Source organism: Paenibacillus wuxiensis (assembly GCF_040195695.1).
Lineage (GTDB): Bacteria > Bacillota > Bacilli > Paenibacillales > Paenibacillaceae > Paenibacillus_B > Paenibacillus_B suaedae.
The window spans coordinates 156,909-182,410 of sequence record NZ_JBEFZI010000006.1; the positions used below are offsets into that span (position 1 = coordinate 156,909).

A 25,502-nucleotide genomic window follows, 5' to 3' on the forward strand; every position below is an offset into this window, starting at 1 on the left:
CCATCGGAATAGTCATAGAACCCTCATCCACTTTTGCGTCCCCACAGGCCTGCATCAACCATCTTCTTCAACAATGGGCAGCATCTATACTTGGGATCTTGATAGCTGTCATACAGAACCTCTAGCGAATGAACAACCGTATCCAAGCCTATTAAATCAGCCGTTTCCAGCGGCCCCATCTTATGATGGAAGCCTTGCTTCATCATTTGATTCACTTGCTTCGCCGTCGCTAATCCATCCTGTACGAGATAGGCCGCTTCATTCATGAACAGATGGGATAAGCGATTCGAGACGAATCCAGGCAAGTCGTCAATAATTCGTTGATAGGATGAAATATCCTTTAAGAGTACCTCATAGCCGTATCTTGCTAAATCCAGTGCAGTTGCACAGCCCATGACCCCTGCACCCACGATCGCAACTGTTTGGTTCGACCTCTTCCCATCCCTCCTCTATCATGCTATGCAGACACTTCATGCGCTCACTAATACCGCGCTTACAATCTGCTAGCCGGAGCTAGACTGATACAAGAAGAGCAAATGATTAGTAGATTTCTTCGTATGTTTCCTTCGTTTCCGCTAAAGCCTTGCCTACCTTGGTTCGGAACCATTCCACATCCTCTGCTGTCAGGGATATGTTCGGATACAGTCTCGACATCGTCGATACGAGTATGCCATTCTTCGAAAGATTATGGTTCAAAATAATGTCCATCGACATAATCTCAAAATCATAGTCCGAAGGACTTGTCAGTACCGAAGAGCAGCAATGATAGGCTGAACATGCTGGCGGACCTTGAATGACGAGTGGAAGCCCTATGGCATCCGCTTCCTGCTGGATAATCTGCTGCATCTCACACATCTTTTCATTCATTTCCGTCATTGCCAGCCCTTGATTGCGACTCAATATTTCCAGTGTTGTTTTGACAGCCGCCGTTCCAAGCGGGTACCCGTTGAAAGTTCCAGCATGAATTACTTTTTTGTCGACCAGAAGCTGCATAATCTCCTTCTTGCCAACTAGTGCAGATACAGGTACGCCGCCTCCCGCAATTGCCTTCCCAAGTGTTGTCAGGTCAGGACGTACATCGAATTGCTCCTGAGCGCCGCCTAATCCCATACGAAGTCCGGTTATTATCTCATCGAAAATAAGTACAACCTCATACTCATCACATAACGCCCGCATTTTCTTCAGATAACCCGGTGCGGGCATAACGCTTCCCCCATTCACGCATACCGGCTCCGTGATGACAGCAGCAATTTCATGGCCTTTCTTCCGCAGCAGTTCTTCTAGTGCCGCTTCATCATTCCATGGCAGCAAGTAGGATTGGCTCTCAAGCGAGTTCGCTGCGCGGCCTGCTGTTCCTTTGAGGTCTCCTCTGAAATCGGATGGAATTGGCTCCCCGCTGCACGGCGCTCTCCCGCCCATAATGTTGTCTGCATTGCCATGATAATGGCCTTCAAATCGGACGAAGCGGTTTTTGCCTGTCCATGCCCTAGCTACCCGTAATGCATTCTGTACGATTTCCGTACCTGACAAGCCAAAACGGATCATCTCAGCCGAAGGGATATACTTCGCAATCAACTCAAGCGCTTCTGCATCCATATCACAGTGGCTAACCGAGAGAACCCGATCGATTGTCTCCTTCAGGCTCTCATTGTATTCTCGATTCCCATGGCCAACGATCAGCGCACCGAATCTAGCATATAGATCAAGATACTCGTTGCCGTTCATATCCCATACCCGACTGCCTTCGGCTTTGACGAAGTGAATTGGGGTTTCCTCCCACGGAAGATGGAAATTATAATGCACGCCTCCGGGCAGCAGTTCTTTCACTCTCCGGTTGTAAAGCTCCATTGTGTTCTGTCGCGTAATCAATTGCGCTATCCCTCCTTTATTGACTCTACTATCCAACGAAGCTACCAATACCCATCATTCAGTAGATTCCTTCTTGGCATTTTGTATCAGATAGGATCGCTGCAATACGATATCAATATCCGGTCAAGCGTGAATAAGGAGTTGAGACAGTTGTTCCCGATCCGCCTGATCATCAAATGATAAAGATTGAGGAAGCCTCGTATTTTCCCGAATCAAATTACGGGTGATTTGATTCGGGCCAATATCCACAAATAAGTCAGCTCCTGCTTCATGCATCGCTTCGAGCACTTGATTCCAATACACCGGTGTAACCAACTGATGGGCAAGAATCGCTGCTAAGTTGTCTGCGGGCTCGATAATTTTACCTGTCACTGTCGACCATACATCGAATTTGGTAGGGCTGAATGTCACGTGCTGCAAGCAAGCTTCGAACTCAGGCTTCAAATAGTCCATTAATGCACTATGGTAAGGCGCATCTGCCTTCATAGGCATCATGCGGAATGGAATAAATTCTCCCCCCGCCTCGACCACATCATCCTCTACCTTCAGAAGTGCTGTCTGATGCCCCGCAATGATGAACTGACTGGGAGAATTGTAACCGGAAATTGTGACATAATCATGTGAACGAACGCTCTCGATGATATCTGTAAGCGTGTCTACATCTATATCTACGACGATTCCCGCTCTCCCCTTCTTCTCTTGCAGCGCGCGATGCATCAGTCTTCCCCTTTCTCTTGCCAAACGGACACCGTCCGAGAAGGGCAAGGCTCCTGCCGCAATGAGCGCCGAAAGCTCGCCAAGACTATGCCCTACAGCTCCGAATGGTACAAGTCCGATCTGTTTCTCCCACACTCGATACAGTGCATAACTTGCGGTCACGACTGTGGGCTGAGCAATTTCGGAAAGTGACAGTTCTTCTAAGCTTCCATTCAACAGAAGGTCTTGCAAATCCAAGTTCAATACATCACTCGCCTCTTCAAATACCTCCTGCACGATCGGGAACTCCTCCATCAATGAGCGGCACATCCCGCTGTATTGACTGCCTTGTCCAGGAAATGCTGCGGCAAGCTTCATATCGAGTAACCTCGCTTGAAATAATGCCGTAGACCATAATACGAAATCATTTCTTGCTGCATCTGGGAGGATCCCTCGATAATCTCCAACACCTTCGCTTCCCGGTATAACCTCTCTACTGGATATTGATTACTGAAGCCATTGGCCCCATGTACTTGCAGAGCATCGCTTGCGATCTCCACTGCTACCTTGGATGCAAAATACTTTGCAATTGTCGTTTCAATCGTAGCCTCGTCTTCCTTCGCAAGCCGCATTTCTCCAGCTCGCAAACATAATGCTCTTGCAGCGTGTACCTTCGTTACCGCATCTGCGATCATCCCGCGAATTAGTTGGAAGCTGCTCAGCTTCTGATCGAACTGCGAGCGGGTTCGGGAATAGGACACCATTGCATCCACGCCTTCTTGCGCAATGCCAACACCAGCCCACGCGATGCTGTATCGGCCGTTATCCAGTGCCGTCGAGACCACATATTCGAAGCCGAAGTTAAGCTTCCCTATTACATGTGATTTCGGCACCTTAACATCTCGCAGATGAATCTCAGCCAGATGGGTTGAACGTGATGCCATTAGTCCTTCAATTGCTTTTGTTTCAACACCCTCATAAGCTCTCTCCACGAGAAATACGGAGCTCTTCCCCTGATTCGCTGCAACAATAAAGAATACATCCGCGATATCTCCAAACGTAATCCACTTTTTCACACCATTAATCACGTAATAATCGTCTTCCTCATGCCATGATGTCTTAATATTCTTGGCATCTGACCCAACGTCCGGTTCGGTTAATCCGAAGCATGCAATCTGTTCTCCTCGTGCCAGCCGTGGCAGCCAGGTTTCTTTCTGCTCCTTCGTCCCGAAGCGAAGCAATGTCTCTGACACTAGTGAGGTATGAACGGTTATCAAGCTGCGCGCTGCTACAGAAGCCTTTCCGAACGCTTCTGTAAATAAGCCATAATGGATCGGATCGAGGCCAAGCCCGCCATAGGAGACAGGTAAAGATGCCGCCAGATAGCCTTTCTGCGCCATTTTGTCAATCAGCTCACGCGGCATTGTACCCTCATCTTCCATTTTTCGCACAAGTGGACGCACTTCTTTATCAACAAATGTACGAGCCTCTTCCACAATCGCTGCCTGTGAATTCGCCTGTGTTGGTTCCAGTTCTTGAATGTTCTTCATAGCGACACCTTTTCTTCTACGCATTCACTCAAATGCCCAGCGAATTCCGAAATTGTCTTGAATTCAAACAATGCCACTGGATTAATATTGATTTCCAGTTTTCTGCGGAGTCGGTTCACAATTTTGAGAGCTTGAACGGAGGACACGCCGATCTTCATGAAGTTCATATCCTCATCAATCTCTTCTGGTTCCTCATTAAGAATCGTTGCAATTTCTGCTTTCATAAAGTCCACGATCTCTTCCTTGTTCATCTTCCTTCTCCTCTCGACTATTCTTGAATCCAATGGGGAGTCTGCTCGAACGGATATGCTGGCAAAGGAACGAGCATGCCAGATCCGTCGGGATGCAATGACGACCAGTCTATATCAGCACCTGATACGTACAGTTGCCCCACAGTATGAAGCACTGTATCTTCAAGCGAATCAGAGGCGCTCGACTCGATCAGAATGTGCTCAGCTTTGCTGTTCTGCTTATGCGACAGCACCTTGTCTGCTTCTTCCTTAGTCATGCACACGCCGAGCAGGATATCCGCTCTCGATTGCAGCAGACCCGCATCTTCATGAGCACTGCACTTCTTATCCTCGCCTTCTTCACGAATGCTCTTCGATTCGCTCATGAATGTGTCTAAGGCTGTTTTGATATCCATTCGTTCTTGCAGCAGATCAGCAAGGATCTGGCCAGAACCAAGTCCTCTTACTTCGGTTATTGAAACTCCGCTTTGCAGAATTCGCTGTACAAGCGAGTACCAATAAAAGAAAACCGATAACTGTACGCGCTCCTTCATTTCCGGCTCAGAAACCCCATATTGGCTCGCACCACATTCGAGTACATCCAAATGGTCGATTGTGAATTGTTCAAAGGCAGCATCTCGAGTTAAGAGATTATCAGCCAGCGGTTGGCTGGCAATATCACCGATAACTAACGCTACTTTTGCGGCGCGGTTTTTCAAAAAACGACCTCTATTTGCCGTTTGCAATACCTCTACCTCTGCCTTCAATGAATCAGAATTAGAAAGAATGCAGGCAGCCCGATAGCTGTAATGCTTGCGATAACGATTCCGTGTAAAGCATAGATGATTGATATTTATAGAAGGATCTAGTTCCAGCAATTCCTGTGTCTGACGAATAACCCGCTCCAGAGCTTGCTCCGATTTAGCTGACAGGGTGAGCAGATGTTTACGCGGACGAACTGCGGATCTTGTGGTTGCTGCGGATGCTGCAGTCACCTCAGATCCCTCAGATGCTTCGGACGTTTCGGATGTCTTGGATGTCACGGCTGCCTTGGTAGCTTCGCTCGCAGTGGAGAGTGCCTCTCCCCCATTCCATTCTTCGAGCACCACATGCACATTCGTTCCCCCTAATCCGAACGAGCTTATCCCTGCCTTACGGGTGTTATTCTCATCAACTGACCATTCTTCAACATCCTGTACAATGAAGAACGGTGATTTCTCCATTTCAAGAGCTGGATTGCGTGTGCCCATATGCAGACTTGGAACCAGCTTTTTGTGATAGAGGGACAACAGCACTTTCACAAGTCCGGCCCCGCCTGCAGCAGGCAGCAAATGTCCGATATTGGTCTTGACAGAGCCCAATCCGATCTTGCCATCAGTTCGTCTCTTTCCTTCAGTAAAGAGCTTAGTTAGCGCGTTCACTTCAATCGGATCGCCGATTCTCGTGCCTGAACCGTGTGCTTCCACATAGCCAACTTCACCCGGTGACAGATTCGCATCAATATACGCCTCAGACAGAACTTGATATTGCCCGCCCGGATTTGGCGCCATGATGCCAAGCGAATATCCATCGTTATTGACGGCGCTCCCGCGGATAATGCCATATATCTGCTTGTTGTCCTGAACTGCTTGGGTAAGAGGCTCCAAGTACACAACTACTACCCCTTCACCTAACACGGAACCATCAGCTTCAATATCGAACGTCTTCGTACAACGAGTGGAGGAGACGATTCCCGCCTTTCGCGACAATTGATGAACGATTGGCGTAGCCAGTAGATTAGCGGCACCAACGATCGCTCCTGATATGCTGTTCTGTCTAATCGCTGCAACTGCTTGATGAAGCGCCACCAGGAAGGATGAACATGCCGTATCGATTACAAGCGCCGGCCCTGTAAAGTTGAGCTTATGTGCAATCAGAGCCGATACCATATTGTGCATATTCCCTACCATCGTATTTGGATGGATACGATCAACACCATGCTTGTCCATATAATTCATAACAAGCTGGTAGTACGTATTGATGTTAATGCCGGTATATACGCCGATGTTGCGTTTCTCATCCAGCCCCGGCAGCGCACCGGCATCTTCAAGTGCCTCATAGGCAATCTCCAGCATCAGCCGCTGCTGCGGATCCATGAATGCAGCTTCCTCATCGGAAATCTCGAAAAAGTCATTGTCAAAACAGTCGATATTCGCAATTTCACCAAGCCAGTCATCCCACTCTGGTTTTCCCGCCAATTGCCTGCGCTTCTCACTTACCTTGGCAACGCTGTCTTTCTTCGCGCATAGATTCTCCCAGTATTGCTGAGGCGTACTTGCGCCCGGCACACGCAGCGCAATTCCAGTAATGGCAACAGCATTATGCAAGTCTAATTTGTTGTCAGCATCCCATGCCGATGCAGGAATCTCACGTGCTTGAGGCATCGTTTGCAAATAATCTGCCATTTGCTTAATGGTCTTACAGATGACAAATAGTTCAAATCCAATTTCTCTGCCAAAGTGCTTCTCCATGCGGTCTAAGAACTGAAAACGTTGAATCGAGCTTCCGCCCAATGCCAGGAAAGAATCATCTGTAGATATACGTGTTTCCGGGATGCCCAGTACTTCTGCCCAGCTCCGGCGAAGGAAGGATTCAAGTTCATTTTGAGGAGAGTGAATAACCCGCTCCTGAATACGACGCAGTTCTAACCCCGCATGAATTTCTTGAAGCGCCTCGTCATACTCCCCAGCTTCATAGTTTTTGCGCAGCTCGAAGCGTTGGAGTTTGCCGCTCGTTGTCTTCGGAATCGTGCGAACCGGAATAACAAGAGTAACCTCAATGCCGAGAGATTCTCGCATATGAGTGATGATTTGGTGGCGAAGATCGAGCAGCTTCTCTACACCCGATTTGTGCTTCACGAAGGCAAGCAGTTCTTCCTGCTGTGTAGCGCCGTTAAACAAACCTACGAACGCGATGTTGCCGCGCGGAATAGCAGCTTGCTCATACAGCACTTCCTCCAAATCATGTGCGAAGTAATTTTGCCCGCGGATGAAAATAATGTCCTTCATTCTCCCGCTTACCACAAGCGAGCCTTCCGCTATGAAGCCCAAATCGCCGGTATGCAGCCATCCGTCAACGAACAAACTCTCGGTTAAGTCGTCACGATTGTAATAACCGGAGGTGACAGAACCACCTTGAATCTGAATTTCTCCTACAACATACTCGTCCACTGTATTCCCGTGCTCATCCGCAATTCGGATACTGATCTCAGGAAGCGGAGTGCCCTCATGAACGAACGGAAGGCGATCTCGTTCATCGGTTTCCTGAACAGGAACAGCAAGCTGTGCATGTATTAATTTAGATCGGGATATGTATTCTACCTTCGGAACTTCATCCATTCGCGAAATGCTGACGCCAACTGTTGCTTCTGCCATGCCGTAAGCAGGCAGCATCATTTCAGGCTTGTACCCACATGGTTCAAATTTCTTAGCAAAGCTGTTTACCACATGGATTGATATGGGCTCAGCTCCATTCAGTACAAACCGTAAAGAAGACAAATCAAGTGAGGCAAGCTTCTCGTCTGCAACCTTCTGTACCATCCAATCAAATCCGAAGTTTGTTGAACCGAACCAGGTAGCCCGATGCTCAGACATTTTGCGCAAGAACAGGTAGGGTGATCGGACAAACGTATACGGTGAGAAAATGACAATATTGCTTCCGCTCACAATAGGAGTAATATGCTGAACGAACAGGCCCATATCATGCGTATGTGGCAGCCACGTAAATACGGTATCCGACTCTTTCGTCTCGAATCGTTCTGCCATGGCGAGCGCATTAATCAAAATGTTGCGGCTGCTCAGCTTCACTCCCTTCGGAATACCTGTACTGCCCGAAGAAAATTGGAGGAACGCAAGCTCATCCGGCTGTGCATCATATGGCTCCCCATCGCCTTCGGTTTCTAGTTCCTGCGTGGAGATAAAGTGGATTCCCTCATAGTGGGAACTCTGTTGAAGCGATTCATAATACTTGCGATTATGCTCCTCCATAATAATGATTGGCTTTTGAAGCACTTCCCAAATTCTCGTCAGCTTAAGCAATCCGGCAGACAGCGGCTTCCACGAGGTAGGCTGACTGACCGGGGCTGCAACAATGCCGCCCAATATACAGGCCCAGAATGTACAGTAGAAGTCTTTAGACTGATCAATTTCCAAAATGATTACTTCGCCTGGCCGTATCCCTTTTCGGTACAGCATGCTCAAGCATTGCCGGGCATTCTTCACGAGTTCCGGATAACGGAGAAATTCCTCATTTCCAGAAGCGTCTACGAAGGTGAGGCCCTTCTGCGGATATTGATTTGCGACATACTGAATCATTTCGGCTAAATTATGATACTCTGCTGGAAGTGTAAGAGATTTGCCATGTTGAATCGCCTTCTTAGACATGTTGAACCTCCTTATATGGATGACGAAAAAAGTAGTGGCTTGCTGAACAGGATGTATGATGTACAGCATTCAGCAAGCTGTCACCAAGAAGAGTTGCCGTTGATTGAATTCAGAAGCCAAGTTAGTGCACGAGGGTGTATTGACCATGGAGATATGAACGAATAAATGCTTGGATAACGTCTGCGTTGAGACCTAGCGGGCTTTCCAAGTGAATACGCAGTTGTTCTTTATCGTAGTTGACGGAAATGGATAGCTGAGCTGGAGCACTGGCTTCCTGTTCACTGGATGAGTTCCGGAAAGCATCAATCTCCTCTTGTGATGCATAGCCTTGGAAATTATAGAGTACAAGAGCTTGTGGCTGCCCGCCGCTGCGATAAGATGCATCCAGCAGACTCGCAAGTTCGATATATTCCCCTGATAGCTGCTTATGGTACAGCAGTGACAAGAAGTTAATCGAATGTCGTCTGCAATGCTGCATCACATCTTGTAACCTAGCTGCCGGTTGGCCTTCGTGCAACAGCACGGGGATAATATCTAGAAATTCTCCTACGCTGTTGTAGAAATCCTGATTCTGATAGCTTCTTCCATAATGGATCATCGCGAGCGGAACGTCGGTTATTCCTGTATAGGAACGCAGTAAGGCGCCAACCAAGTCAAACGAATACTGCCATGGGTCTGCTATGTTCGTCAATGCAATCGGGATGGACAGCTCAAGCTCCGTAACCTCTCGGTTCGGAACGTGGAGCAGACTGTCCATGATGGAGCTGTTCTGCTCTTTCCATACTCGCAGCTCATGGTATTCGATGATATCCTGTTCCGTGATACCTACTGGCCCCTTGGACAGCAGTTTTACATAATCTGCATACGGCTGAATAGGCTCGTCGTCCCTGCCCGCTATCCCCTGTTCAAATTGACGACGCACAACTTCTGCACTCATCCCATCAAAGGCAATATGGTCGAATCCCCATAGAATCTGATGGGTATCATCTGATACACGCAGACAGCACAATCTCCAAGGCAAATGGCCCGCTATATAGGGTTCTGACAAAATAACGCCAGTCAAGCCGTCCACAAGACGTTGTTTTGTCGTCTCGTGATACGTCCGCAGATCGATATACGGAATGTGCTGAGCGATGAATGCAGAGAGAGCGGTACTATCATACTCATTCCAAGCAGGCTCATCCTCCCCTTCCATTACGCTATGAAGCAGCTGATTGCGCTGAATAATCGTGACTAGCAAGTTGCGAAGGAACCTCTCGTCCACATTGTGAATAGGAGTTATAAATCCGCTGACTTGAGCCCCGAATGCTCCGTGTGCGAGTTGGACAGGCGACAATGGGAAACGGCCAACTCGATCCGCTGAAGCCACCATCGTGGAAATGAGAGAGCATGAGGCACGTACATGCTGCACAAGCAACTGGATCTGCTGCTCAGAAAGCTTGGCCGCCGCCACCGCTCCCTCTCTCCATGGGCCCTCGTGCTTATGGAGAAGTGAGGACGAACGAGAGCCGCTCAGTCCAGGAAGTGCAGCCAACTGCTCAACTGTCGGATACATGAAGATCTCATTCACCTTCAATTGAAGCCCGGCTTGCAGCAGCGCCTGAACAAGTGCGATAGCCTTAATGGAATGCCCTCCATGCTCGAAGAAATCATCTGTAATACCGATTCGCTCCTGATCCAGCACCTCTTGCATGCAGCGCAGAATCGTCCGTTCGACCTCGGTTCTCGGAGCCGCATATGTCGACTGACCCTGCTCATTCTCGCTGATGTTTGTCAGGGCATGACGATCGATCTTTCCATTTATATTGAGAGGCATTCGTTCAAGCTTGATCAGACGAGCAGGAATCATATAGGCTGGAAGCTGTTCACGCAGCAGTGCTTTCATCTGCTCTTGGTTCCATCTCTGTCCATCCGCACGCTCTGCCTGCTCAACGGTATAATAAGCAACCATGTACATGCTGCCGGTTCGATCTGTTCTCGCTAATACAACTGCCTCCTTCACGCCGCTGACGTGCTGAATATGATTTTCGACCTCTCCAAGCTCAATCCGAAAACCTCTGATTTTGACTTGGAAATCAAGTCGACCAATGAAGCCAATCTCCCCTGTAGGAAGCCTCCATACCAAGTCCCCAGTCCGGTATAACTTCCCCGTATTGTCGAATGGATCGTTCACGAATCGCTGTGCGGTTAGTTCATCCCGGTTTAAGTATCCTTTGCTTACGCCCGCTCCGCCGATATACAGCTCGCCAGGTACATATGGAGGCACTAATTGCCCTTGCTGATCCAAGATGTACAGCTTGGTCTGGGAGAGCGGATATCCGACTGGAATGCTGTGCACGTGCTCATCCGTATGTCCGATTGGATAGTAGGCAGCAAATACCGTCGTCTCCGTTGGCCCGTACCCATTGATCAATGTATCCGGCCCTAGGTACTCTACCGCTTTGCGTGCATGCGGTATCGAAATGGCTTCCCCGCCAATCAGCAATTTCCGGACATGCTTCAGTGCGGTTACATCCCAATCCACCAGCATATTGAACAATGCTGACGTGATGAAGAAGGCCGTGATTCGCTCCTGCTCAATGAACTTGGCCAACTGCGCAATTTCGATTGCCGAGTCCTTCGAGATGATGACTAAACAAGCACCATTCAGAATCGCTCCAAAAATATCGAATACCGAACCGTCAAATGCGTAATTGGACAATTGAAGCATTCTGTCACTGTGCAGTATCGTCACGTAATTCGCGTTCTTCACAACACGGGCTACATTGCGGTGACTAACAAGTACTCCCTTCGGTGTTCCTGTCGAACCTGACGTGTACATGATATATGCTGTATCGTCTGCATCTCCGATATTGGAACCGATATTGGTTGTCCATGATGCTGAGTCGTGAGATCCATCGTCATCTTCTGCTGTCCGACCTTCCTCACGATCCAGCAACAGTCGAGGGAGTGACTCGTCAAGGATGGATTGCAGCACTGAATCTGTGAGGATGAGAGAAGCACCGCTATCCTCCAGCATGAAGGCGATCCGAGACTGCGGATAATCTGGGTCGATCGGCACATAGGCGCAGCCCAGCTTCAAAATAGCTAGAATGCTCACAATCTGCAGCGGCCCGCGATCAAGCAATATCGCTATATAATCTCCCTGTTGAACATGCTCGTCTGCAAGGCGTGTGGCGAGCCTGTTCGCTCGGCTATTCAACTCTGCATATGTCAGTTCTTCATCATTCCACACAATTGCAGGGCGCTGCCCATGCAGCTCCACCTGTTCTTCAAACAACTGTGCAAGCGTTGGATGGTCTGCTTCCAGCGTAACTGCTGGATTCAACTCGTGCAGCAGCCACTCTCTCTCCTGTGGTGTTACAAGCGCAAGCTCACTCAGCCTACGAGTTGTATCTTCAGTCAGTTGCGTAAGCATGTGGAGCAATCGCGTTCCATAAGATTCGATTCGTTGTCTGGTGAACAAACTCGTATTGTATTCCAAGGAAGCCACATAGCGATTGTTCCGCTTCTCAATTGTCCAGGTGAGGTCGAACTTCGAATCCTTGTTCATCATTGGCCTAGGAGTTAGTGATAATCCGTCTAGCTCCAATTCCTCCGTGCCCATCGTAATGTAATTGATAACGACATCAAACAGCGGATTTCTTGCGATGTTCTTCTCGATATGAAGCTCCTCAAGCAGCATCTCGAACTGGCAATCTTGATTTTCATAGGCCTTCAGCATCTTCTCTTTCATGTATTGCAGATACTCGCCCACGCTCAGGCTTTCATCAATTTGTGAACGGATTGCCAATGTATTGACGAACATTCCGACGATCGGATCGAGATCGGCATGGCGTCTACCTGCAATTCCTGTACCCACAATAAGATCCTGTTGGCCCGTAATCTTCCACAGCGACAGCTTCAAAACAGCCATGAGAATCATATACGGGGTCAAGCCTCGCTCAGATGCCAACTGTTCCAGCCGCCCACTGAGCGCTTCACCAAATTCGAATTCCACTTCATCGCCCGAGAAGGTAAGCACAGGCGGTCTTACGTAATCTGTCATCATATTGAGCGTCGGAATCTCGCCTGCAAATTCTTCTTTCCAATATTGAAGCTGTGTACCAAATGCTTCGCTCTTGAAGAATTCATTTTGCCAAGCAGCAAAATCCTTATATTGCAGGGGCAATGGCGTTAGTGACTTGCCTGCATACAGTGCTTGCATCTCTTCTAGTAAAATCGCTATCGAATATTGATCCGATATAATATGGTGCATATCGATGAGCAGAATGTGCTTCTCCTCGTGTATGCTCGTCCATCTTACGCGGAGCAGCGACGCCTGCGCCAAATCAAACGGCCGGATGAAAGCCTTGATTTCAGCTTCCACGCCTTCCTCAGTTGTAGTGTTGAATTCAACAACGGAAGGCACCTCGTCCTCAATGATTTGGACTACTTCTCCATTTACGAGCTGGAACCGAGTGCGCAGCGATTCATGTCTTTGCACAATTTCATCAATGATTGACTTGCATCTTGCCTTGTCAAGCTGCCCTTCCACCTCATATACGGAGGCCAAATTGTAAGGAACCGCATCGCCAACCAGCTCATGTACGGCATACATGCGCTTCTGCGCAGATGAGACTTCATAATAAGGCTTGTTCGCAACAGGCTGAATCGCCATGAATTCCTGCTCGTCAGCGCGGTTTGTCCATATCCAATCCACCATCTGGTCAAATACGGCATTATCGAATATTTCCGTCAATGACATATCCAGTTTAAATACTTGTTGTATGTTGGCGGACAAGGAAATGGCCTTCAACGAATGACCGCCTATGACGAAGAAATCATCCTCAGCCTTTACCTCGCCGCAGCCGAGAAGCCCCTGCCATAATTCTGCTAGTTGCTCACCGATGGTATCCCGACTCCTAATACTGGATGACTGTCCAGTCTCGATCTGCTGAGCTTGCGACAGGGCATGGGCACACGAACCTTCTTCCTTACGCTTCAGCTCAAATGCATTAAGAATCACATCATGCTCATGATACGTCGCATCGAACACATAGGTTGGCAGCGGGATACGCTGTCTTCTGCTCTCCGGATGCAGCATCGACCAATCGATCTCGAAGCCTTCACACCACAGCTGGGCAAGCAAGTATTGGAATTCTATCCAGCTAGACGCTCCATGCCCGCCAGCTGGCAGCACATGAACCGGCGGCGAATCCTGCGCCTCCGTTCGATGTGAATGTTGGGATGTGGCAGACGCGTAATCCGAACATTCGCAGCCGATCTCAACGACACTTACACTGATTTCTTCAATAGTGCTGCTATTATGGCTTACAACAATGAGTGGAATTCGGGATGGACGGAGTGGATAATGCAATAGTTGCTTTCTAACCGCCTCTGTCCCGGCACCATTCACTACAGCCTCTAGCGCCCCTTCTTCCAAACCTTGCAGCCATTTCCCGCTTGTTTGTACCCATTCAACCGCGTGCTCCAAGGCCAACACACCCGCAACCGTTAAGGCACACACCTCACCAATGCCTTGACCGAATAGTCCATCTGGCAGGACACCAACATCGATCAAACTCATTGCTATCCCGTAACTTACAGTAAACCATTCCAATGCAGGGTCATCTTGCAGCTGATGGAAGTCATCCCTCTTATCGAGTTCCGTGCATGCAATCACATGTTCCACATGGCGGTTGAATGTTGCCGCTAGCGGATGTAGATTTTGCGTCGTTGATGTATACCAATCTCGGCCTAAATCGCGATAAGCCCCCGCTTCCGCAGCAATATAAAAGTGAGCGGTCGGTCTGCCGTCCTGAATACGCAATCCAGATTGTTGAAGGAATTGCTGTATTTCCTTCGTCTCATAGGGTAAACCTCCATCTAAGAGGAGCGCCTTGCGGTATTCGAACGGCTTGCGCCCCATTTGCAATGTCCAAGCGGCATCCGAGATATGGACTTCTGGATGGCTGTGCAAGTACTCCAACACAGCCTCACTCGTATGGGTCAATGCCGATTGACTCCTAGCTGAGAACAAGAGCAAATTGACAGGTTCCGATGGCCGGAATCGGCTTATTTCAGGCGGCTGCTCCAGCACGACGTGCACATTCGTTCCACCGATACCGAAGGAGCTTACACCAGCCCGCAAGATTTGACTCCGATCCGTCCGATATTCAGCCTGTGTATTCACATAAAATGGACTGTTCGCGAAATCAATTGCAGGATTCGGCTTCGTAAAATGAAGTAAAGGCGGAATCGTTCGATGGTACAGGGACAGAACGGTCTTGATGAAGCCTGCCACCCCTGCCGCAGAATCGAGATGCCCGATATTCGCCTTTACAGAACCGATGGCGCAATAGCCTGTCTTCTTCGTATCCCATGCTTGCTTCAGGGCTTCGATCTCGATCGGGTCTCCCAATTTCGTTCCTGTCCCGTGTGCCTCAACATAGTGGATATCCTCAGCCGATACGCCAGCCTGTCTAAGGGCAGTTTGAATGACCTGGGCTTGACCGCTCACACTTGGAGCTGTGTACCCAATTTTCTCAAGACCATCATTATTCATTGCCGATCCCTTAATGACACCGTAGATATGATCGCCATCTCTAAGGGCTGCGGCTAGCGGCTTGAGGAGTACAACACCGCATCCATTGCCAGATACGGTTCCCGATGAATCCTCCGCGAATGGCTTGCAGTGCCCGTCTTGGGAGAAGATCATGCCTTCATGCCATAAGTAGCCTTCCTTCCGCGGATAGGAAATGGACACTCCACCGGCAATCGCCATATTCGACTCTCCACGCTGCAGTGACTGTACCGCTTGATGAATCGCTACTAATGAAGTTGAGCAAGCGGTTTGCACATTGAAGCTAGGCCCTTTCAAATTGAGCTTGTATGACACACGGGTCGTCAGAAAATCTTTTTCATTCAAGGTAATCGCTTCGAATGCACGAAGCAGATCTTGTTGATGACCTAAGAATTGAATCATCCAAGGAAGATTGGAGCCACTTCCGGCAAACAGGCCAATTAACCCCTTGTATGCAGAAGGATTGTATCCCCCATTCTCCAGCACTTCCCATACGCATTCATGAAGCAGCCGAATTTGCGGATCCATCATGTTGGCTTCCTGATAGGGATAATCGAAAAATGCGGAGTCGAAATACTCGATACCATCAAGGTAACCTTTTGCTTTCACATATTTCGGATGAGACAGCAAGTCAGCATCCACACCAGCTTGCAGCAGTTCTTCGTCTGAGAACTCCACAACTGACTCTACGCCAGATACGATATTATCCCAAAATGCATCAATCGTAGGCGCTCCTGGGAATCGTCCCGCCATCCCTATCACTGCGATATCTGCTGTCGCATGACTTTCAGCAGCAACTGGAGCAACTGGCATTGCAAGATCAATGTCCTGCAATTCTGAAGGAATTCCGATACTCTTGACTAATGATTCAATCGTTGGATATTGGAACAGCTGCATTAACGGAATGGAACGCCCGAAAAGAGAATTGATCCGATTATTGATCAGGATTAGTCCCAATGAGTTCCCGCCAACGTCGAAGAAATTATCCCGCACGCTAATGCGATCGGTTCCGAGCACATCCTTCCAAATATCCAATATCGCCTTCTCCAATCCTGTTGAAGGCAATTTCGTTTGTCCCGTCATTTCCGATGACTCTTGTGGGAGCGGCAGTGCTTTTTTGTCAATTTTTCCATTTGGAAGCGTCGGCAGCTCCTCCAGCTGACGGATAAAGCCAGGAATCATATAATGAGGCAGCTTCTTTCGCAACCACGGCTTGAGCCATATATGCGCTTCTCCGTCAACATCCGCTTCTTTTTTAACCGTGCAATATAATCCAAGCTGTTTGTTCCCGCGCTTATCGTCGTAAGCAGCAGCTACAGCCTGTCTAATATGTTCATGCTTCTGAACAACCTTCTCGATCTCATCAAGCTCCACCCGATATCCGCGTACTTTGATCTGCGAATCCAACCGCCCCATCAGTTCGATTTCGCCATTGGCAAGCAATCGTCCACGATCCCCTGTGCGATAGAGGCGGCAGCCCGGAAGCTGTTCCGTTTCGAAAAACTTCCACTTCGTTTCCTCCGGATTGTTCAAATATCCGCGTGCAAGTCCATGTCCCGCCAAGCATAATTCGCCGTATACCCCTACCGGCTGCAGCAATCCAGAATCGCTGATGATATACGCTTGTGTGTTCGCAATCGGCTGTCCAATCGTAACCGACTTGGAAGCCGTCAACTCCTTCACAACCGACCAGATCGTTGTTTCTGTCGGGCCGTACATATTGAATAATCTTGCTTCGGAACGAGTTTGCAAGTCTTTCAACAAGGCGTCAGGATAATGCTCTCCTCCGCTCAAAATAGAGGTAAGCTGCTTCAGCGCAGGTGCAAAATCTGGATTCTCAACAAACGCCTTAATTCGCGAAACCGTGCTTAACAAATGCGTAACCTTGTGCTGAACAATTTTCTCATTCGCCAGCATCGGATCCAGCTGCTCATTCTCATTGGCAATATATACGGAATGGCCCGTGCACAGTGGAACAATCGACTCGAATGCAAAAATATCAAAGGATAACGTCGTTACACAAATGACACGATCCTCTTCGTGCTGGAACACACCTCTCTGTTGAATATCTTGAATGAAATTGAGGATGGAGCCTTGATTGATCATGACTCCTTTCGGCTTGCCCGTTGAACCTGACGTAAAGATGACACAAGCTAAGTTGTTTTGATGAGTTCGTGATACGGGATTGCTGCAGTCATCTGTATTGTGATTTCTGATAGAGCTAACGATCTCTCTGCAATCTACCATTTCCCCTGCAAACTCAATACCCGCTTGATACTCTTGTGGACATAATAGAATATTCACATTGCTCTCTGTGAGCATGTACGTGATTCGTTCCTTCGGGAATGCTGGATCGATCGGAACATATGCTCCGCCTGCCTTCAGCACCGCCAGCAGTGACACGATTAAGTACTCATCCCGTCTTGGCATCACGCCAACCAGCGTATCAGCGGTAACACCTTGCTCAATCAAGTGGTGCGCGATCACATTGGCTTGTTCATTCACTTCGCGGTACGTAAGCTGTCGTCCATCGGATACGATAAGCGCCGGTTTGTCTGGTTGTGTTCGTGCATGCTGTTCGAACAGCTCTACAATTACTAGGTTCTCGTCATATGGCAGCGCCGTATGATTCACTTCGGTCACAATCCATAACTTTTCTTCTGGCGTCAAGAATTCGATCTGCCCCAGACTGGTATTAATATCCGTTGTGATGCGCTGCAAAATGGCCTGAAAGTGTCCGATCATTCGCTGCACGGTTTCCTTGCGGAACAATCCCGTCGCATATTCTAGGAAACCTTCTACCGTCTTCTCTTTTTTGTTTTCCTGACAGGTTAGTACCAGATCATAAGCGGACGTCGTTGTCGGGAAGGCATATGGTGCAAACGAGATGCCATCGATTTCAAGATCATGGAACTCCATATTTTGAAAGTCGAAGCAGACATCAAACAGTGGATTGCGGTTGAATTCTCGTTGCAAGTGCAGACGGTCAACGAGTTCGTCAAATTGGCAGTCTTGGTTCGAAAATGCCTTCAGTGCGTTCTCCTTCACTTCATGCAGAAACTCAGCAAACGACTTCTGGCTCAACGGACGGTTCCGCATCGCAAGCATATTCACAAACATGCCGACGGTATCTTTCGTCTCTTCCTGCGTTCTTCCCGCTACAGGCGTACCGACGATAATATCCTCCTGACCAGAATAACGGGCTAGCAGGACATACCATGCACTCAACATCATCATATACAGCGTCGTTCCCGTTTCTTGAGCCAGTTGAATGAGCTTCGCCGCGCAATCTTCTTCAATGTGGAAATAAATCCGGTCGCCATGGAAGTCCTTGACAGGCGGTCGTTCATAATCTGTCGGCAATTCCAGTACAGGCAGTTCGCCGCCAAGCTGCTGGAGCCAGTATGCCCGCTGATCGTGGATTTCTTGTCCAGCAGACTGCTGCTCCGCTTGCCAGACTGCATAATCTTTGTACTGAAGAACCGGCTGCGTCAGCTCCCTGAAATACAACGCATTGAAGTCCCTCGTAATAATCTCCATGGATGTGCCATCCGCAATGCTGTGGTGCATGTCGAACAACAATAGCTGCTCGTCCGAGCCTGTACGGATGAGTTCGACTCGGAACAATGGTGCACTTTCTAAAGAGAATGGCTTAATAAACGAACGAATCAATGGCATGATATCCTCGTCATTGAAGCGGTCTATTTCCCGATACGTAAATGGAATTTCTACGGAATCATGAATAATTTGACCGGCTTGATCGCCGATAATGTCAAAAGAAGTTCGCAAAGATTCGTGGCGCAACATGAGCTTTTCCAGTGTCTGTTCTACTCGGGTTCTGTCCAACAGCCCTCTAATCTTCGTAGCTGATGGAAGGTTATATGCAACGCTGCTAGGATCAAGCAGATGCAGGGCATACATCCGATTTTGAGCAGATGACAATGGATAGTAATCTCTTTGTGCCGCAGGTGTGATTTGCACTTGCTGATAAGTGCTTGCTGAATTCTCATGCAAATGAGCGACCAACGCGCTCGGCGATGAATAGGTGAATAAATCAACAATCTCCACCTTGATACCTGCATGCTGCTGAATCGCATGAGCCAAGCTAACCGCCTTTAAGGAGTCGCCGCCGAGCGAGAAGAAGTCTTGATCGCTTGCAATCGTGTCGAAACCGAATACAGATTTATATGCATCCAATACCGCCTGCTCTAGTTCACTCTGGTTACGAAGTGTCGCTGCCACTGTGAGACGATCCACATGATTCTGCGAATGCTGAGAATAGGGCGTTTGATGCACAGCAGCATTTGATCGTGGCAATGATGCTTGTGGAGCGCTATGTGCAATACCTATTGGGAAATGTCCTTTGTCAAACACATAGGTTGGTAGCGACACACGCTTGCGAACAGTATTGCCTCGCATGGCTTTCCAATCGAGATCGACACCTGCTCCCCATAGGAGTCCTAGCTTATGATGAATATATTCCACATCATCCAGCGCCTCTTGCGGATGGCGTATTAAGTTCACGAAATGTTGACCGGCAGCCTTGGATTCATGTTGTCTCGCAAATGTACTTAAGGTACGACCCGCCCCGACTTCGATGAATACATCGTGCTCCGACTTTAAGATTTGTGTCAGGCATTTGGCGAAGTTCACTGGTCGCAAAATATGCGCTGCCCAGTAGGACGGCCGATTCATTTCGCTCGGCGACACCCATTCTCCGGTCACATTCGAGACGATCGGAATACGAGGCTCGTTGAACCGATAGGCGGAGAGCCGTTTCTCAAATTCTCGAGCAGCCTCCTCCATCATCGGCGTATGGAAGGCATGGGATGTTTTTACCCGAACTGCCTTCCAGCCGAGTTTCTCGCACTTCGCCTCGAAATGTGCAATCGCTTCTTCCCGTCCGCCAAGGACGCAGCTATTTGTCGTATTTTCCAGCGCAATCCACACATTCGGAATCAGTTCCGGCTCTACCATGCTTGCTGCCGCCATAACGGCAAGCATTACTCCTGGCTCCTGCTGCTGCATCAGACGTCCGCGCAAGCGAACAATTTCCACCGCATCCTTCAGTTCGAATACACCTGCGACCGTTGCCGCGGCAAGTTCTCCAATGCTGTGTCCAATCATTCCTGCCGGCTTCACGCCAAGCTCCAGCATCGTAAGCGCCAATGAGTAGCTTGTGGCAAACAGTGAAAATTGACTGTTCTCCGTCTGATTGATTCGTGAGCTATCGCCATCGCCGTATATCATATCCTCGAACATCAGCCGTTCGTCTTCAGTCAGGCATGACAGCACATGATTCATATGCCGCTTGAATATGCGGGATACTGCGCTTTGTTCAGCGGAACGGTACAAGGAACGACCCATTCCTTGGTACTGGCTCCCTTGTCCTGGAAACAGGAAGTATACCTGCCGCTTGGCTGGCTGCACCTCATGAACAGCAGCGTCTTGCAGCTGTTTCAGCAGAAGCTGTGGATCATCGGCGTAGCGGTTATTCACGACGAGCGCCTTACGGCAGGCAAATGGCTTCCTTCCTATCTGTAATGTCCATGCCGCATCGGTAACGTTAATGCTTGGGTTGTCTATCAAGTGCTGTACGATATTGTACGAGGTGTTGACAAGTGCCTCCTTGCTCTTGGCGGAGAACACAAGCAAATTCACCTGCTCCGGATCGCTGCTGTCCATCATGCTCGGAGCTTCCTCCAATACCATATGGGCGTTCGTACCGCCAACCCCGAACGAGTTGATGCCTGCTCGGCGCTTGCTGCCTGTACCGATGGTCATCCACTCCATTCCTTGTGCCTGCACAGTAAATGGCGTACTCGCAAAATCAATTTTGGGATTCGGTTCCGTATAGTTAACCGTTGGCGGGATATATTTGTGCTTCAAGCTAAGTGCGACCTTCGCCAAGCCGACCACTCCAGCAGCTGTATCGGTATGCCCTACGTTGCCTTTCACCGAGCCTAACGTACAAAATTGCTTCTTTTCAGATGCGAACGCCTTCGTTAAAGATTCCACCTCAATCGGATCGCCGAGCGCAGTGCCTGTTCCATGAGCCTCAACATAGGTTATCGTTTCTGGATCAATGCCTGCAACACGATACGCCTCCTGGATAACCTCAGCTTGTCCTTCCACACTTGGCGCCACAAAACCAATCTTCTGTCTTCCATCATTATTAATCGCGGAACCTTTAATGACAGCATAGATATGATCGCCATCCTCAATGGCATCGTCCAATCTCTTCAGCACGACTAATCCCATACCGTTCGAGAACATGGTTCCCTTCGCCTTGGCGTCAAATGGCCGGCAGTGTCCATCCGGAGAAAACATCATGCCTTCCTCGTAATAATAGCCCCCCTCATTCGGCAGTTCGATCGTGATCCCACCAGCCACAGCAATATCGCATTCGCCAAGAATTAATGACTGACACGATAAGTGAGGGGTAACCAGCGTTGTCGAGCAGCCTGTAAGCGCTGAATAAACTGGCCCTTTAATATCCAGCTTATAAGCGATCCGAGTCGCCAAGAAGTGATTCGTGCTCAGTGTAAAAGCTTGATACTTGTCACTAAATCCACTTTCGCCGAACAGAACCTTCTGATACCATTCAAAATCATCAGACCCGCCGAGAAACAACCCAATCTTCGAGGTGTCAGATCCGGGATAATATCCGGCATCCTCTAATGCTTCCCATGTCCCTTGATAGAGAAGACGAAGCTGTGGCGACATCATCTGCACTTCACCTGGTGTATATTCGAAGAAGCTTGCATCGAACTCATCAATGCCATCGATGCGTCCTTTTGCCTTCACATAATTCGGCGATTTCAGCAGGCTGGGCTGAATGCCTAATTCGAGCAATTCTTCATCCTTATAGAAATGGATGCTCTCTACGCCGCCTTTTAGGTTATTCCAGAAATCATGAATATTGGAAGCACCGGGCGCGTGAATGGACATGCCGATGATCGCGATATCCGATCGTACGACTTTTCTGTCCCGTTGGAAAAATGATGTCCGATCGGTAATCGTCTCTTCCTCAGCTTGATTGAAATGATCAGCCAGCAATCGTACAGTTGGATATTGGAACAGCAGCGTGATTGGGAAATCCTGCGTCAATGCTTTTTTCAGCTTGTTGTGCATTTGGATCAAGGCTATTGAGTGACCGCCGATTTCAAAAAAACTATCATCCACACCGACATGGGTAATTCCAAGTACCTCTTGCCACACAGAGGCAATAAGAACCTCTAAATCGGTATTCGGTGCTGTGTCGCTTGATGAAGCTGCGTCTAAATAGTCTTTGTCCGCGATCAGCGCATTCCGATTCACCTTCCCGCTCGTATTGAGAGGAAGCTCTCTTTTATGTACAAAGAAGGAAGGAATCATGTACGCTGGCAATTCCTTGGATAAGTGCTCCTTCAATTGAGCCACAGGAATGTCTTCATCAGAGAGATAATAGGCGCACAACGCAGCCGACTTGCCCGTCTCCTTCTTCACAACAACGATAGCCTGCGTAATTCCTTCCATCTGCGACAGCACATTCTCGATTTCTCCCGTCTCGAGCCGGACGCCGCGCACCTTTTCCTGAAAGTCAATTCGTCCGAGAAACTCAATCGTTCCGCTTGGAAGCCAGCGGGCCAAATCCCCCGTGCGGTACATATTGCGGAAGTAATCCGGGTCGATCCCTCCTTGATAGAACGGATTCGCGACAAACTTCTCCTTCGTCAGCTCATCCCGATTCAAATATCCCCTTGCCAACCCGACACCGCTAAGACATAATTCACCTGCTATCCCAATCGGCTGTAATTGATCTTGCTTGCCTACGATGTACCAGCGCGTCTCATTGAGCGGCTCACCAATTGGAATCGAGCGTGTTGTATCGTCGCCCCTAATCGAATAATGGGAAGCCCATATCGTGCATTCCGTTGGACCATATACATTTTCAAGCTTAATATCCGTATGCAGCGAATTGAATTTATGCAAAATATCCGGCGTTACGGCCTCCCCTCCAATACATATCCACTTCAAGGAGGCTAGCTTTGACAGATTGTCCGCATTATCCAGCAGTTCCAAAAAGGCACGGAACATCGTAGGGACAAAATTGATATGAGTAACCTTATGCTTGTGTATCTCCTCCAAAATGAATTGCGGGTTTTTCTCTCCGTCTGGCTCCAATACGAGCAAGCTGCCTTCTCCCATAAACCAGCCAAACAATTCCGTTCCGGAAACATCGAACGTATGCGGTGTTTTGAGTAGGTACAGATCATGTTCTTCCACCGGAAAACGTCTTTCCAGATCGAGCAATGTATTCACGACACTATGATTCTCGACCATGACGCCCTTCGGCTTGCCGGTCGAACCCGAAGTGTACATAATGTAGGCCAAACTGTATGGATCCAGCTGTACTTCGGGAATCGAGTCATCCCCACTGTATATGTTCGGATCACCCACATCGATGATGTCTACTTTCCATTCTTCCTCGAATGGGAGATCTGACGTAGTGATAAGATAAGACAAATTCGCATCTTCGAAAATAAATTGTTTTCTAGCTGACGGATACGTTGGATCTAGAGGCACGTATGCACATCCCGCCTTAAGAACCGCTAATAAACTAATGACTAAGTTAGCTGATCGTTCCAGCTGAATGCCGATACAGGATGGAGTTCCTTGCGTTTTATGAAGGATATTGCGAGCCAATTGATTAGCTTTTGCATGAACACTAGCATATGTCTCAACTTGGTCTTGGTCGATCAATGCCTTTCGTTCCGGATGCTTAGCGACCTTAGAGTGGAATCGTTCAATGATGGTACGAGGTTCGTATGTAAAATAGGAAGTTTGATTAAATTGTTGCAGGATGCGGCTTCGTTCTTGATCCAACAGCAACTCCGCTTCTCCGATCTTGATGTCTGCCTGTCCGCTTACCAGTTCCAGCAGTTTCATGAAGCGAAGACCTAATAAATCAATCGTTTCATCTGCAAAAAGTTCTGGCTTGTATTGAAGTTTAATCAAATCTTTGTGAGGGGCATGTTGCAGGATAACCATTAGGCTGCCGGGAAATGTTACGCGATCTTGATCGAGGATTTCTGCCTTAAGTGCGTACTGATCGCTGTCTTCTACGATATCATATACGAAGCTAACATCGAAGATAGATGGAGTTCCCGGCAATGGGAGCAATTGATTATCTCGCATAATCAGATTGTTCGGATAACCGATATGCTTGTAGACTTCGATAAGCTCTCTCGACACTTGCTGCAGTGCTTCGGAGAAGTTCTGTTCATCCTTCAGCAGCAGACGCATTGGCAGCATATACACAAAGCAGCCTATCGATTCCTCGAAATCCATATCGGGACGATATGAAAATGGAGAGGAGAACACAACATCCTCTTGCTGCGTATAACGATTCAACAGTACACCGAATGCGGCCAAGACAAACATAAAGGTCGTAACTTCCTGTTCCCTCGCCTGTTTATGAATCTGTTGCAATAGATTAGATGAGATCTCGATTCGTTTTTCCTTGCCGATGCCATGAACTTGATGTCGAATAAAGTCATTCGGCAAGGCAAGAGGCTCTGCACCTATCATCTTATTCGCCCAATATTCTCTTTCTTTGTCGTACCTTCCCTGAGCAAGTTTTGTATTTTCTTGGCTCATGAAGTCGGTAAATCCCGTATTCGGCTTTATTTCAATTGGCTCTTTTCGTGCGAGCTTATGATCGTATTCCAAGAGCTTTTGCTTCCATATTTCGAGTGATAATCCGTCGGAAATGATGTGATGAATGCTGATGAGAAAAATATGCTTCTTGTCAGATAGCTTAATCAAGCTTGTGTGAAATAGAGGAGCTGCTGTGAGGTCAAATACTCGGTTTAACTCTTGCTCAACCTGAAGCTTTACCCGTTCTTCCTGAAGTTCAGGTTCTGCAGAGAAATCTAACTTTGTTAGTTGAACATTGATTCGGTCGTGGACAACGAGAAGAGGCATTTCATTACTGACATCAAGACTGCATCGCAAGGCTTCCTGCTCCTCAATGACTAGACTCAGAGCTTGCTCGAACCGAACTTCGTCCACTCCCTCGAGCATGATGGAAGCTGTGATGTTATAAGAGAGCGGGTCGTCAATTTGGCAATCGAAGAATATTCCCTTCTGGACTTCTGTTAATTCTAGTCTGCGCGTTACCATAAGC

Annotated in this window: 7 protein-coding genes; all 7 read right to left on the minus strand. The window is 48.4% G+C overall.

Features of this window, described 5'->3' with window-relative positions:
* Positions 1–23: 23 nt before the first annotated feature.
* The 7 genes from ABN764_RS14855 to ABN764_RS14885 all read right to left on the minus strand — a co-directional run bounded on the left by ABN764_RS14855 (position 24) and on the right by ABN764_RS14885 (position 25,498).
* Positions 24–410 carry a 3-hydroxyacyl-CoA dehydrogenase family protein gene (locus ABN764_RS14855; RefSeq protein ID WP_446672343.1) on the minus strand — a complete coding sequence of 129 codons (387 nt, stop codon included), beginning with the start codon at positions 408–410 and terminating at the stop codon, positions 24–26.
* Between the two features lie 130 nt (positions 411–540).
* A complete protein-coding gene (locus ABN764_RS14860; protein ID WP_446672344.1) occupies positions 541–1,869 on the minus strand; it encodes an aspartate aminotransferase family protein in 1,329 nt (442 codons plus the stop codon).
* Positions 1,870–1,992: 123 nt separating this feature from the next.
* Entirely contained in the window at positions 1,993–2,943 is a 951-nt protein-coding gene (locus ABN764_RS14865; protein ID WP_446672345.1) for an ACP S-malonyltransferase, read from the minus strand.
* Positions 2,940–4,115: an acyl-CoA dehydrogenase family protein gene (locus ABN764_RS14870; protein ID WP_174809022.1), complete on the minus strand. Its 1,176-nt coding sequence runs from the start codon at positions 4,113–4,115 to the stop codon at positions 2,940–2,942. Before ABN764_RS14870 ends, ABN764_RS14865 begins: the two co-directional genes overlap by 4 nt.
* Positions 4,112–4,366, minus strand: a complete 255-nt coding sequence (locus ABN764_RS14875; RefSeq protein WP_446672346.1) for an acyl carrier protein — start codon at positions 4,364–4,366, stop codon at positions 4,112–4,114. Before ABN764_RS14875 ends, ABN764_RS14870 begins: the two co-directional genes overlap by 4 nt.
* A gap of 17 nt (positions 4,367–4,383) precedes the next feature.
* A complete protein-coding gene (locus ABN764_RS14880) occupies positions 4,384–8,766 on the minus strand; it encodes a beta-ketoacyl synthase N-terminal-like domain-containing protein (protein WP_446672347.1) in 4,383 nt (1,460 codons plus the stop codon).
* A gap of 121 nt (positions 8,767–8,887) precedes the next feature.
* Positions 8,888–25,498, minus strand: coding sequence for a non-ribosomal peptide synthetase (locus ABN764_RS14885; protein ID WP_446672348.1), 16,611 nt, complete (start codon positions 25,496–25,498; stop codon positions 8,888–8,890).
* Positions 25,499–25,502: the final 4 nt, after the last annotated feature.

Excerpts from the sequence above, each read along its gene's own strand:
- ABN764_RS14880 (WP_446672347.1), bottom strand. The coding sequence starts at position 8,766 with ATGTCTAAGAAGGCGATTCAACATGGCAAATCTCTTACACTTCCAGCA.
- ABN764_RS14865 (WP_446672345.1), bottom strand. The coding sequence starts at position 2,943 with ATGAAGCTTGCCGCAGCATTTCCTGGACAAGGCAGTCAATACAGCGGG.
- ABN764_RS14870 (WP_174809022.1), bottom strand. The coding sequence starts at position 4,115 with ATGAAGAACATTCAAGAACTGGAACCAACACAGGCGAATTCACAGGCA.
- ABN764_RS14885 (WP_446672348.1), bottom strand. The coding sequence starts at position 25,498 with ATGGTAACGCGCAGACTAGAATTAACAGAAGTCCAGAAGGGAATATTC.
- ABN764_RS14875 (WP_446672346.1), bottom strand. The coding sequence starts at position 4,366 with ATGAACAAGGAAGAGATCGTGGACTTTATGAAAGCAGAAATTGCAACG.